Source organism: Paraburkholderia sp. A3BS-1L, assembly GCF_051125215.1.
GTDB lineage: Bacteria > Pseudomonadota > Gammaproteobacteria > Burkholderiales > Burkholderiaceae > Paraburkholderia.
In genome coordinates, this window is sequence record NZ_CP120444.1 from 937,900 (window position 1) to 951,289 (window position 13,390).

Sequence of the window (13,390 nt, forward strand, 5' to 3'; positions counted from 1 at the left end):
CAACGCCTCATGCTGGAGGTTGCGGAGATCTTCCGCAGCCACGGGCCAGCGTGGCGAGCCACGACACACCTGAGCCTGGGGCAGCTGAAGGTCATGTCGGCCATCGAACGGTGCCGCACGGCGGCACTGGGCGGACATGTGCTGCGCTGTTCAGGCTGCGCAAGGACGGAAGTGTCCTTCAACTCGTGCCGGGACCGCCATTGCCCGAAGTGCCAGGCCAGCGCCGCACACCGCTGGCTGGAGGCGCGCCAGGCCGACCTGCTACCCGTCGAGTACTTCCACGTCGTCTTCACGCTTCCCGCACCCATCAGCGCGATCGCCTGGTACAACAAACGGATCATCTACGGCCTGCTGCTCGACATCGCCGCCGACACGCTGCGCACGATCGCTGCCGATCCCAGGCATCTCGGCGCGCAGATCGGAGCCACGCTCGTACTGCACACCTGGGGCTCAGCCCTTACGCATCATCCACACGCGCACGGCATCGTACCCGGCGGCGGACTCTCGCCCGATGGCGAGCGCTGGATTGCGTGCCGGCCCGGCTTCTTCCTGCCGGTGCGCGTGCTCTCACGCCTGTTCCGCCGGCGCTTCCTCGAAGCGCTCGAACTGGCCCACCGGAATCGCCAGCTGCAGTTCTTCGGCGAGTACACCGGGCTCGCTGATCCCGCCACCTTTGCCCACTGGCTTGCGCCGCTGCGTACCTGCGAATGGGTGGTCTACGCCAAGCGCCCGTTCGCCGGACCGAAGGCGGTGCTCGAGTACCTCTCACGCTACACGCACCGCGTTGCCATCTCCAACCAGCGTCTGGTCGCCTTCGATGAGCGCGGTGTGACGTTCCGCTGGAAGGACTACCGCGCGAAGGGACACACCCGCTACAAGACCATGACCCTCGAAACCGGCGAATTCATACGCCGCTTCCTGCTCCATGTGCTGCCCGGCGGTTTCCATCGCATCCGTCACTACGGACTGCTCGCCAACCCGGTACGCCGCGCCAGGCTCGCCAGGGTGCGCGATCTGCTACACGTCGCACCAGGGATCAGCCCGTCACCGGACGACGCCACCCTCGAAACCCGGCCCGTCTTCATCTGCCGGCACTGCGGCGCACCGATGATCGTCGTCGACATCCTCGCGCGCAGCGCCCCGATCCGCGCACCGCCAATGCGCCGGGAGCAGACATGAACTCCACGGTTCCCCGATATCTGAACCGACCGTCGGCTTTGCGGCAACGCGGCCCACGAGCGGACATTTGCGCGTGTCGCTTCTCGAAGCGCCTCCCAAGCCCGCGTCATCATCGCGATTGCACCTCAGTACCGCTTCGCCATCGCGTCAGTGCCCGTCCGGCATCCCGCCTGAACGCGCCGCATCCGGCACCGCTGAGCATCCCGGCCTATCAATCGCCATAGCCGCGAAGACTTCAAGCGCTTCGGGGCACTCCGCGGTTTCCTCCATCGAGGCTTATTCGACGCCTGCCGACACGCGCGCAGGCACCGTCACATTCCTGTGGCCGATGGCAGGCATCGAATAACCCTTAACGACACCGGCAGTTCGACGTCCGGCTGTCAGTAAGCAAGCGGGCTGTCGGCGTTGCCTCGAACAGGCAGTTGACAGACAGCAGCGCGACGGCGCTGATTGACGGGCCCAGTCTTGCTGTTGGCGCACGATGCACAATTATTATCGCAACGGCGATGCAATACGGCCTACGCTCGTCCGTCGGCACGTACGGCGTCCGACGGACCGGACGCACGCGCTGCGGCAAACGTCTTTTGGCCGCGTCAGGGCAAAGGCAAGGAGCCGCCTGGAGCAATCCGGACGATGGTTAGATTATTCAGGATGCCGAATGCGTGGCCCGTGTTCCGGCGTGTGTTGCTGACCGAAGTGATGAAGCGGCTGACCGCTCAAGCCCGTCCTTGAGCCTCACGGCGAGAAGTAAGTATCGACTTGGGCAATACGCGGTCCGTTGGCGTTCGTCAGTTGATGGAACAGTTCAACCTCGACGGCTAGACTCAGGGCGCTCACGCCCGAGGTATGGCACATCGATGCAGTGGCCGGTGCAGTCATAAGTCCAGCCGTGATAGCCGCAGCGGATGGACTCGCCTTCCACCACGCCCGCGTGCAGCGGCACCTGTCGGTGTGCGCAACGATCTTCCAGTGCGAATATGTACCGGACCCGGTGCGCGCCAGCACGATCGGATTGCCGGCGAAGTGCACTCCGACGGCTTTGCCGCGCTTAACCTCGTTCGACCAGGCCAGCGGATACCAGTGATAGGGATGGATGGGTGCACGGCGCAGGTCACACCCGGGCGCGCTTGCGAGTGGGTCGATGGCGCTGCTCTCGAGCATAGGCATTGCCTGCATGACGCCTCCTTGCATAACTGGAGCTTCGACCATCGCCACAAGCGCAAGCATGAGCGACCGGGGATCTGGCGCAGTGTACGCGAAGTCGGGATGAAGCGAAGCTCCCGGCACAGATGTCCTGCGTGACGTGCAGCACAGCGCGGGAGATCCCGCCTCGGGGCCCTTTCCCGTAGAAGTAGGTGGAACTCGCCCGGCGCGCAGAGCTTCAGTCCGTCGTGGAGGAGATGCGGGCCAGGGTACCGAATATGGGGCACGGAACGCTGCCGCTTCGGTAGCAGGCGAGGGGGCGTCCTTGCCAGCACTACCCAAGTCAAGCAGACGCCCCTGGAGCGTCCCGCCGCCCAGGACGGTCACATACCGCTGGCCGGGGCCGGGGTGTGGCACCGTGCGCTGGTTGGTGGCCCTGCGTCACATCCCCGTTTTATCTGGTATCCCGCGATGTGATCAAGCCGTATCGGTAGTATATTGCGGCGCACAATTTTGTCTGGTAGTATTTAGGATTCCCCAATCTGCGCGCATCATTTCCGTCGGAGGCGTTCCCGCCTCGATTGTCCGTGCGTCATTCCACGATTCCGTTCGCACCCCGACAGATCAACCTGATCTGCCGGCCTGCAACGTTCGTCGGCCAACCTGTCGAGGAGAATGTAGTGGCAAATCCCGTTCGCGTGGATTCAGCATCCCGCATGATTGCGGTTGCATCAAAGTCCGGCCGCCGCGCGCCAAAGGGAAAGGCCCGGGCGGTGGAAACGCCGCTGGACATCGAGTCGATGGCCCGACAGGACGAGGAGCGTCAACGCCAGATGCGCGCGCTGATTGCGCTTGGCCGTGAGCGCGGCTATCTCACGCACGTGGACATCAACGATCACCTCTCAGACAACGTTACGCAAACGGCTGCGATGGAGGCGATCGTCAGCACGTTCAGCGACATGGGGGTGGCCGTGTACGAGCAGGCGCCAGACGCGGCGACGCTCCTGTTAAGCGGCGCCGCGCCCGCCGTGGCATCCGACGATCAGGCGGACGAGGAAGCGCAAGCTGCACTGTCGACCGTCGATTCCGAATTCGGCCGCACGACGGATCCGGTCCGGATGTACATGCGTGAGATGGGGGGCAGAGAACTGCTGACCCGCGCCGGCGAAATCGAGATCGCGAAACGCATTGAGAACGGCCTGCAGGAGATGATTCAGGCGATCGCCGCATGTCCGTCGGTTGTGGGCGCCATTCTTGCCGAGGTGGACCGTATCGTTGCCGGCGAACTGCGTATCGACGAACTGGTCGATGGCATCAACGACGGAGTGAACGAAAGTGCAATGACGCACGACTCCGAAGGAGATGAGGTGGAAGCCTCCGGCTGCGGCGATGACCCGGACGGTGGCGATGTTGAGTCGGACGTCGGGGATCCGGAGGCAGCGAACGCTGCCCGCCTCGAGCAACTCACGAACGACGGCCTTGCGGTTTTCGCACGTGTGCGCACACTGCTCGAGCAGTTGCCGGGTGTGCCGGCTACTGGCGCGGCCCGTTCGGCAGCCGTTGCGCGAGTGCAGCTGGAGATCCAGCGCGAACTGGCGCCAATCCGCTTTACGGGCAGAACCATTGATCGCCTGTGCGCCAGTGTGCACGAACAGATTACGGAAGTTCGTGCGATCGAGCGCAGCATTCTGCAGATCGTCGTCGACCGTTGCGGCATGCCACGCGAGTCGTTTGTGGAGTCGTTTCCGGGCCACGAGACCGACCTTGAATGGACCCGCCGCATGGCGGCCACTTCGCGGCAGTTTGGCGCGGCGCTTGAGCGACATCTGGCGGCCATTCAGGCCGCGCAGCTGAAACTCACTGACATCGAGGCCAAGGTCTCACTGCCGCTGCGGCAGCTCAAGGAGATCAACCGCAGGATGAGTACCGCCGAGTTGAAAATGCGGCAGGCCAAGCGGGAGCTGATCGAAGCCAATCTTCGTCTTGTCATCTCAATTGCCAAGAAATACATGAACCGCGGCATGCCGTTCCTGGATCTGATTCAGGAAGGCAATATCGGCCTGATGAAGGCGGTGGACAAGTTCGAATACCGGCGCGGCTGGAAGTTTTCGACGTACGCCACCTGGTGGGTCCGGCAGGCTGTCACGCGTGGCCTTGCCGACCAGGCCAGGACCATTCGTGTGCCCGTGCACCTGATCGAAACGATCAACCGGCTGAACCGGATTTCGCGCGAGATCCTGCAGCAGACGGGGCAGGAAGCGCATCCCGCCGTTCTCGCCGAACGGTTGGAGATGTCCGAGGAAAAGGTACGCAGTATTATCAGAATTGCGAAGCAACCCGTGTCGCTCGAGACGCCGGTGGGTGACGATGCCGACGCGACGCTCGGTGACCTGATCGAGGATGTCTCCGCAAGTTCACCGGCTGAGGCCGCAATTCACGCGAACATGCGTGTCGCAATCGATGAGGCGCTCAACGGGCTGTCACCACGCGAGGCCAAGGTCCTGCGGTTGCGATTCGGGCTCGATACGACCTCGGAACACACGCTTGGAGAGGTCGGCGAGCAGTTTGGCGTGACCCGTGAGCGAATCCGCCAGATTGAGATCAAGGCGATGCGCACGCTGAGGGAGCCCATTCGCGCGGACAGGTTGAGGCCGTTTGTCGAGCGCTGAGCAAAAGCGGAGCACGCCCCCTGTCGACGCCCGGCTCCGGGCCGGCAGCGATCCTGCGTCGACCTGATCGCTGCCCCGCAGGACGCGTACGTTGCCCGGGAAACTTACAACGGCGTGATGTTCGCTGCCTGTTTCCCCTTGGGGCCCTGCTTGACTTCAAAACTCACCTTCTGGCCTTCCTGAAGGGATTTGAAGCCAGCTCCCTGAACCTCGGAGAAGTGTGCGAACAGGTCTTCGCCGCCATCGTCTGGCGTGATGAAGCCAAAACCCTTCGAATCGTTAAACCACTTGACGGTACCGGTTGCCATGTTCTGAATGTTCCTGTGAAGTCGGGTTGTAGAGGAGGCCACGGGCCTGCGCCAGCGGTGCGGTTATCTTGTAGCACAGGTGGGCGATTGCCGACTATCGAGGTTTTCGAGCGGCACTGGGGAACCCGTAGGCCAGCCGGCACCTTGATGCCGTGCGCATGCAGCACCGCCCGCAGCGTGAACCCCTGCGCCACCCGTCCGAAATCTGCGCGTCGGCGATCTGCGATTCCGGAGGGCGTGCGGTGCGTAGCTGGCCGGTCATATACCCGAAATCCGGCGGAAAGCACGGCCGTTGCGCGGCTGGCGCCGAACGGCCGTACGACCCCCGAGCCCGTCCGCGATCGTGCGCATGAGCACCATCACGGGAACAGGTGCGGGCGTCGCAAGTTGCATATGAACGCTGAAGCGTGCCCGACCGGGGCCAATGGGGGCAAGCCAATAGCGGTTCGGGGTTGACCGCATTTCTGCCGGTCGATGGGGATGCTCAGGCGGCCAGTAGGGGGGGGCTGTCATTCGGGCGGTTGCGGCGCGGGCGCGGCGTATCGACACTGGTTTATCAGTGGATCCCGTTGCCGGTGTCTTTCGGGGGCGTCCCCCCCTTGCGACCGTTCTCGCGGCTTGCTGCCGCCTTTGCGGGCGACGTGCGGCGGCCAAGCTCGCGCATCCACGCTCGCGAGCCATAGACCCCGCCAAAAAAAAGAAGCAAAAACAAAAAGCCCGCTTGCTGACGCGGAGCGGGCTTCGATGTTGGTTGCGGGAATAGGATTTGAACCTATGACCTTCGGGTTATGAGCCCGACGAGCTGCCAGACTGCTCCACCCCGCGGCGCGAAGTTTACTGAGATCGTTGGTTCTGGTCAACATGTTTTGCTTTCGACTCACAAAAGTCCCGCAAGCCATATGCACCGCGCCACGTTCAGGCGAAGACATGCGTGTCAGATCGCGAGAGGCGGCAACGTATCTTCACATTCCGCGTCAGGACCTCAAAAATAAATATTCGAGATTCTCTTGACGAGAGGTTCATTGGGCTTCATAATTCGCCTCCCTTCTGATGCGGGGCGCGAGAAAATAGCTGATTTAAGCGCTGTTTTTGAGCGATTGCTCTTTAAAAATTTACAGCCGATAAGTGTGGGCGCTTGATGGGTTTCGTGACCTGGTGATTCTTTCGGGGATGACCGGGAGTAGCGAAAGTATCAAGAGTCTCACACAAAAGTAAGTCAGGTTTTTGAATTTATTCAGAACCTGTCAGCTTTGAGTGAGCGACCTGTCTCGAGAGGGACAGAAAACAGTAACAGGTATTGAACTGAAGAGTTTGATCCTGGCTCAGATTGAACGCTGGCGGCATGCCTTACACATGCAAGTCGAACGGCAGCACGGGTGCTTGCACCTGGTGGCGAGTGGCGAACGGGTGAGTAATACATCGGAACATGTCCAGTAGTGGGGGATAGCCCGGCGAAAGCCGGATTAATACCGCATACGATCTTAGGATGAAAGCGGGGGATCGCAAGACCTCGCGCTATTGGGGTGGCCGATGGCGGATTAGCTAGTTGGTGGGGTAAAGGCTCACCAAGGCGACGATCCGTAGCTGGTCTGAGAGGACGACCAGCCACACTGGGACTGAGACACGGCCCAGACTCCTACGGGAGGCAGCAGTGGGGAATTTTGGACAATGGGCGCAAGCCTGATCCAGCAATGCCGCGTGTGTGAAGAAGGCCTTCGGGTTGTAAAGCACTTTTGTCCGGAAAGAAAACCTCTGGGTTAATACCCCGGGGGGATGACGGTACCGGAAGAATAAGCACCGGCTAACTACGTGCCAGCAGCCGCGGTAATACGTAGGGTGCAAGCGTTAATCGGAATTACTGGGCGTAAAGCGTGCGCAGGCGGTGATGCAAGACCGATGTGAAATCCCCGGGCTTAACCTGGGAACTGCATTGGTGACTGCATCGCTAGAGTATGGCAGAGGGGGGTAGAATTCCACGTGTAGCAGTGAAATGCGTAGAGATGTGGAGGAATACCGATGGCGAAGGCAGCCCCCTGGGCCAATACTGACGCTCATGCACGAAAGCGTGGGGAGCAAACAGGATTAGATACCCTGGTAGTCCACGCCCTAAACGATGTCAACTGGTTGTCGGGCCTTCATTGGCTTGGTAACGTAGCTAACGCGTGAAGTTGACCGCCTGGGGAGTACGGTCGCAAGATTAAAACTCAAAGGAATTGACGGGGACCCGCACAAGCGGTGGATGATGTGGATTAATTCGATGCAACGCGAAAAACCTTACCTACCCTTGACATGGACGGAATCCTGGTGAGAGCCGGGAGTGCCCGAAAGGGAGCCGTCACACAGGTGCTGCATGGCTGTCGTCAGCTCGTGTCGTGAGATGTTGGGTTAAGTCCCGCAACGAGCGCAACCCTTGTCCCCAGTTGCTACGCAAGAGCACTCCGGGGAGACTGCCGGTGACAAACCGGAGGAAGGTGGGGATGACGTCAAGTCCTCATGGCCCTTATGGGTAGGGCTTCACACGTCATACAATGGTCGGAACAGAGGGTTGCCAAGCCGCGAGGTGGAGCCAATCCCAGAAAACCGATCGTAGTCCGGATCGCAGTCTGCAACTCGACTGCGTGAAGCTGGAATCGCTAGTAATCGCGGATCAGCATGCCGCGGTGAATACGTTCCCGGGTCTTGTACACACCGCCCGTCACACCATGGGAGTGGGTTTTGCCAGAAGTGGCTAGTCTAACCGCAAGGAGGACGGTCACCACGGCAGGATTCATGACTGGGGTGAAGTCGTAACAAGGTAGCCGTATCGGAAGGTGCGGCTGGATCACCTCCTTTCCAGAGCTCATTGCGAAGTTCATTGAAGCGCTCACACTTGTCGGCTGTAGAAAAGACAGACTCAGGGGTCTGTAGCTCAGTCGGTTAGAGCACCGTCTTGATAAGGCGGGGGTCGATGGTTCGAATCCATCCAGACCCACCAATTTGTCTGCGCGGTGGCTGACTGGTAACCCCCTTGAGTATGCATGACTGGGGGATTAGCTCAGCTGGGAGAGCACCTGCTTTGCAAGCAGGGGGTCGTCGGTTCGATCCCGTCATCCTCCACCAATCCCTAATGCACAGCATCCTGCAGGAGCAGTTAAATGCAGGGAGTTTTGCATTGGCGATTGAGCCAGTCAGAGCGGTATGTGAAAACGTATCGGCTGTCGTTCTTTAACAATCAGGAAGAAGTAGTAAAGAGATTTATCTGAAACACACTTAGAGATGGGTGTGGAGTAGGTGAATCAGGGTTGTGATTGTATCGATGTATTTTTAAGTTCCTCGAAAGAGGGCTTTGGAATACGGCACAACGCGAAAACTCAGCCTGTAGCGAGTGAGTCGAGAGACGCACCCGTTATAGGGTCAAGCGAACAAGTGCATGTGGTGGATGCCTTGGCGATCACAGGCGATGAAGGACGCGGTAGCCTGCGAAAAGCTCCGGGGAGCTGGCAAACAAGCTTTGATCCGGAGATGTCCGAATGGGGAAACCCACTCCGAATGGAGTATCCGTGACTGAATACATAGGTCACGTGAAGCGAACGCGGCGAACTGAAACATCTAAGTAGCCGCAGGAAAAGAAATCAACCGAGATTCCCAGAGTAGTGGCGAGCGAAATGGGATCAGCCTGCATTCTTTATCTGTACCGTTAGTCGAACGCTCTGGAAAGTGCGGCCATAGCAGGTGATAGCCCTGTAGACGAAAACGGAATGGAAGAACTAGGGATGCGACAAGTAGGGCGGGACACGTGAAATCCTGTCTGAAGATGGGGGGACCATCCTCCAAGGCTAAATACTCGTGATCGACCGATAGTGAACCAGTACCGTGAGGGAAAGGCGAAAAGAACCCCGGGAGGGGAGTGAAACAGATCCTGAAACCGCATGCATACAAACAGTCGGAGCCTCGCAAGGGGTGACGGCGTACCTTTTGTATAATGGGTCAGCGACTTACATTCAGTGGCAAGCTTAACCGAATAGGGCAGGCGTAGCGAAAGCGAGTCCGAACAGGGCGATTAGTCGCTGGGTGTAGACCCGAAACCAGGTGATCTATCCATGGCCAGGTTGAAGGCACGGTAACACGTGCTGGAGGACCGAACCCACTAACGTTGAAAAGTTAGGGGATGAGCTGTGGATAGGGGTGAAAGGCTAAACAAACCTGGAAATAGCTGGTTCTCTCCGAAAACTATTTAGGTAGTGCCTCGTGTATCACCTTCGGGGGTAGAGCACTGTCATGGTTGATGGGTCCATTGCGGATTACGTCGCCATAGCAAACTCCGAATACCGAAGAGTGCAATCACGGGAGACAGACATCGGGTGCTAACGTCCGGTGTCAAGAGGGAAACAACCCAGACCGCCAGCTAAGGTCCCCAAATATGGCTAAGTGGGAAACGAAGTGGGAAGGCTAAAACAGTCAGGAGGTTGGCTTAGAAGCAGCCACCCTTTAAAGAAAGCGTAATAGCTCACTGATCGAGTCGTCCTGCGCGGAAGATGTAACGGGGCTAAGCCATATACCGAAGCTGCGGATGCACATTTATGTGCATGGTAGGAGAGCGTTCTGTAAGCCTGCGAAGGTGCACTGGAAAGTGTGCTGGAGGTATCAGAAGTGCGAATGCTGACATGAGTAGCGATAAAGGGGGTGAAAGGCCCCCTCGCCGTAAGCCCAAGGTTTCCTACGCAACGTTCATCGGCGTAGGGTGAGTCGGCCCCTAAGGCGAGGCAGAAATGCGTAGCTGATGGGAAGCAGGTCAATATTCCTGCACTAGTGTTGAATGCGATGGGGGGACGGATCGCGGAAGGTTGTCCGGGTGTTGGAAGTCCCGGTCGCTGCATTGGAGAAGGCGCTTTGGCAAATCCGGGCGCGTAATTCAAGGGTGTGGCGCGAGCTTCTTCGGAAGCGAAGCAACTGGAAGGGGTTCCAGGAAAAGCCTCTAAGCTTCAGTTCAACATTAACCGTACCGCAAACCGACACAGGTGGGCGAGATGAGTATTCTAAGGCGCTTGAGAGAACTCGGGAGAAGGAACTCGGCAAATTGGTACCGTAACTTCGGGATAAGGTACGCCCTGGTAGCTTGAGGAGCCTGCGCTCCGAGGGTGAAGGGGTTGCAATAAACTGGTGGCTGCGACTGTTTAATAAAAACACAGCACTCTGCAAACACGAAAGTGGACGTATAGGGTGTGACGCCTGCCCGGTGCCGGAAGATTAAATGATGGGGTGCAAGCTCTTGATTGAAGTCCCGGTAAACGGCGGCCGTAACTATAACGGTCCTAAGGTAGCGAAATTCCTTGTCGGGTAAGTTCCGACCTGCACGAATGGCGTAACGATGGCCACACTGTCTCCTCCCGAGACTCAGCGAAGTTGAAGTGTTTGTGATGATGCAATCTCCCCGCGGCTAGACGGAAAGACCCCATGAACCTTTACTGTAGCTTTGCATTGGACTTTGAACCGGTTTGTGTAGGATAGGTGGGAGGCTGTGAAGTGTGGACGCCAGTCTGCATGGAGCCGTCCTTGAAATACCACCCTGATCTGTTTGAGGTTCTAACCTTGGCCCGTGATCCGGGTCGGGGACAGTGCATGGTAGGCAGTTTGACTGGGGCGGTCTCCTCCCAAAGTGTAACGGAGGAGTACGAAGGTACGCTAGGTACGGTCGGAAATCGTGCTGATAGTGCAATGGCATAAGCGTGCTTGACTGCGAGACTGACAAGTCGAGCAGGTGCGAAAGCAGGTCATAGTGATCCGGTGGTTCTGTATGGAAGGGCCATCGCTCAACGGATAAAAGGTACTCTGGGGATAACAGGCTGATACCGCCCAAGAGTTCATATCGACGGCGGTGTTTGGCACCTCGATGTCGGCTCATCTCATCCTGGGGCTGTAGCCGGTCCCAAGGGTATGGCTGTTCGCCATTTAAAGAGGTACGTGAGCTGGGTTTAAAACGTCGTGAGACAGTTTGGTCCCTATCTGCCGTGGGCGCTGGAAGTTTGAGGGGGCCTGCTCCTAGTACGAGAGGACCGGAGTGGACGAACCTCTGGTGTACCGGTTGTCACGCCAGTGGCATTGCCGGGTAGCTATGTTCGGAAGAGATAACCGCTGAAAGCATCTAAGCGGGAAACTCGCCTCAAGATGAGACTTCCCCGGGGACTTGATCCCCTTGAAGGGTCGTTCGAGACCAGGACGTTGATAGGTCAGGTGTGGAAGCGCAGTAATGCGTTAAGCTAACTGATACTAATTGCCCGTAAGGCTTGATCCTATAACAGGTGTGTCTTCCTCCCGGTGTGGAGTGAAGGACGCGCAGGTTGAGAGATCGGTGTTGTGCCGGAAACAACACAACCCCAAGAAACAGCACCTCTTTACGCTTCTTCCCGATTGGCTGTGGCGCCAGGTTCACCCAAACCCGTGCGACGCAGCAACCCGTCATGCCTGATGACCATAGCGAGCTGGTCCCACCCCTTCCCATCCCGAACAGGACCGTGAAACAGCTCCACGCCGATGATAGTGCGGATTGCCCGTGTGAAAGTAGGTAATCGTCAGGCTCCTCATGCAGTATGTCCAGAACCCCGGTGACTCCGAATGAGCGCCGGGGTTCTGGCGTTTAGGCGCGTGGAACGGATTACAGGAATCAGAAACTATAAACGTCAGGACGTCTGCAAGCAGGCGCGAATATCCCGGTCGCTCCCATCGGACGACGCCGGCAAGGAACGTATGCTAGCGTTGCGTCCCGAGGCAATTCTGCTGGAGCCGTCGTCGAACGACCGCAACTCGCTGGCGGCGACGGTTGTATCCATCTGAGAAAATTTTGAATCGTTTAACAGTAGTGGATAGCGGGCGTTATTGGAGTCCCGCTCTGGCACCAGTATAAAGCGTCGCCTCCCACGTGAAGAAAAGCCCCGCAAAGATTCGCCTTGCGGGGCTTTTTGCTTTTTGGCCATGACCGGCGATGCCAACACTAGTCGATTGCGTCATTGAATTAGCACCCCGTCTGTGTTCAGATCTAGGTCATGGGAAAAATGAATCTGACAGATATTGAGCGGGAGCAACTGCTGTCGGCGGCGCGTAGCCGGACGGTGCGTGCGGCGGACGTGCGACGCGCGAAGTTGATCCTGATGCTCGAGGACGGCGAGTCGCGTGACAGCATCATGCGCACACTCGGTTGTGATTCTCGCTTCATCGCGCGCTGGTCGGCGCGATTCCTCAGTGAGCGGCTGGCCGGCATGTATGCCCGGCACCCCGGGCGTGCGCCCAGGCAGCCTCCCGCGAGACTGGAAGCGCGGGTGCTCAACCGAACCCTCAAACACAGGCCTGCCGACGGTTCGACACACTGGAGCAGCTACAAACTCGCGGCAGAACTCAGCGACGTGTCGGTCTCGACCGTGCAGCGCATCTGGCGCAAGCACGGCATCAAACCGCCGCAGCTGGGGCGGCACATGGTCTCCAACGACCCGGATTTCGAGGCCAAGGCGGCCGACGTGATCGGGCTGTACCTGAACCCACCGGCGCACGCAGCGGTGTTCTGCGTGGACGAGAAGACCGCGATCCAGGCGCTCGACCGCAAGGACCGGATGCTGCCGCTGTCACCGGGGCGTGCCGAGAGCCACGGCTTCGAGTACAAGCGCAACGGCACGCTCAGTCTGTTCGCGGCATTCAACACCGCCACCGGCGAGGTGTTGGGCAAAACGGCAGCACGCCACACCAGCGAACAGTTCGTGGCCTTCCTGACCGACGTCGTCGCCAGCCAGCCCAAACGCCGCGAAATCCATGTTATCTGCGACAACGTCAGCAGCCATAAGACGCATCGGGTCGCCGAGTTCCTCGATGCGCATCGCAACGTGCGCCTGCACTTCACGCCGACCTACTCGTCGTGGCTCAACCAGGTGGAGAACTGGTTCTCGCGCATCCAGCGCGATGTTATCGCGCGCGGCATCTTCACTTCGGTGAAGGATCTGGATCGCAAACTGATGCATTACATTCGCGAGCACAACAAGAACCCGAAGCCGATCAAGTGGAAATATGACGATCCTTCGCGTCGGATTCGAGTGGTGCCAATTCAATGACGCAGCGGACTAGCCGACG

At 58.9% G+C, this 13,390-nt stretch carries 4 protein-coding genes, 3 tRNA genes, 3 rRNA genes and 2 pseudogenes; 9 read left to right on the forward strand and 3 right to left on the reverse strand.

The annotated features are described in order from the left end of the window. Positions 1 to 9: 9 nt before the first annotated feature. Positions 10 to 1,179 carry an IS91 family transposase gene (locus P5W99_RS29410; protein ID WP_434664668.1) on the forward strand — a complete coding sequence of 390 codons (1,170 nt, stop codon included), beginning with the start codon at positions 10 to 12 and terminating at the stop codon, positions 1,177 to 1,179. A gap of 829 nt (positions 1,180 to 2,008) precedes the next feature. Here the strand turns inward: P5W99_RS29410 and P5W99_RS29415 are convergent. After that, positions 2,009 to 2,340 (reverse strand): annotated as a pseudogene (locus P5W99_RS29415) (Rieske 2Fe-2S domain-containing protein); the annotation flags it as partial. Positions 2,341 to 3,038: 698 nt separating this feature from the next. Between P5W99_RS29415 and rpoD the strand changes: the two are divergent. Beyond that, positions 3,039 to 4,991: an RNA polymerase sigma factor RpoD gene (gene rpoD, locus P5W99_RS29420; protein ID WP_421028008.1), complete on the forward strand. Its 1,953-nt coding sequence runs from the start codon at positions 3,039 to 3,041 to the stop codon at positions 4,989 to 4,991. Between the two features lie 104 nt (positions 4,992 to 5,095). On the opposite strand, the gene P5W99_RS29425 is transcribed toward rpoD, so the two are convergent. Together P5W99_RS29425 and P5W99_RS29430 are read right to left on the reverse strand one after the other, a co-directional pair. Then, positions 5,096 to 5,299 (reverse strand): cold-shock protein, encoded by a 204-nt coding sequence (locus tag P5W99_RS29425; protein ID WP_133198258.1) that lies wholly within the window; start codon positions 5,297 to 5,299, stop codon positions 5,096 to 5,098. A 748-nt stretch (positions 5,300 to 6,047) separates the two neighbouring features. Continuing rightward, positions 6,048 to 6,124 (reverse strand) — tRNA-Met (locus tag P5W99_RS29430). Between the two features lie 474 nt (positions 6,125 to 6,598). Between P5W99_RS29430 and P5W99_RS29435 the strand changes: the two genes are divergently transcribed. From P5W99_RS29435 to P5W99_RS29465, 7 genes and pseudogenes are all read left to right on the forward strand, one after another. Further along, positions 6,599 to 8,131 (forward strand): 16S ribosomal RNA (locus tag P5W99_RS29435). Between the two features lie 65 nt (positions 8,132 to 8,196). After that, a tRNA-Ile gene (locus P5W99_RS29440) sits at positions 8,197 to 8,273 on the forward strand. A 49-nt stretch (positions 8,274 to 8,322) separates the two neighbouring features. Further along, positions 8,323 to 8,398: transfer RNA gene (locus tag P5W99_RS29445), tRNA-Ala, on the forward strand. A gap of 292 nt (positions 8,399 to 8,690) precedes the next feature. Next, a 23S ribosomal RNA gene (locus P5W99_RS29450) occupies positions 8,691 to 11,570 on the forward strand. Positions 11,571 to 11,739: 169 nt separating this feature from the next. Next, positions 11,740 to 11,853, forward strand: a 5S ribosomal RNA gene (gene rrf, locus P5W99_RS29455). The 16S, 23S and 5S rRNA genes sit together here with 2 tRNA genes alongside, the layout of an rRNA operon. 130 nt (positions 11,854 to 11,983) lie before the next feature. After that, positions 11,984 to 12,106: pseudogene (locus P5W99_RS29460) on the forward strand (ABC transporter ATP-binding protein); the annotation flags it as partial. Positions 12,107 to 12,318: 212 nt separating this feature from the next. Continuing rightward, positions 12,319 to 13,371 (forward strand): IS630 family transposase, encoded by a 1,053-nt coding sequence (locus P5W99_RS29465; RefSeq protein WP_434664674.1) that lies wholly within the window; start codon positions 12,319 to 12,321, stop codon positions 13,369 to 13,371. The last annotated feature ends 19 nt before the right edge of the window (positions 13,372 to 13,390 follow it).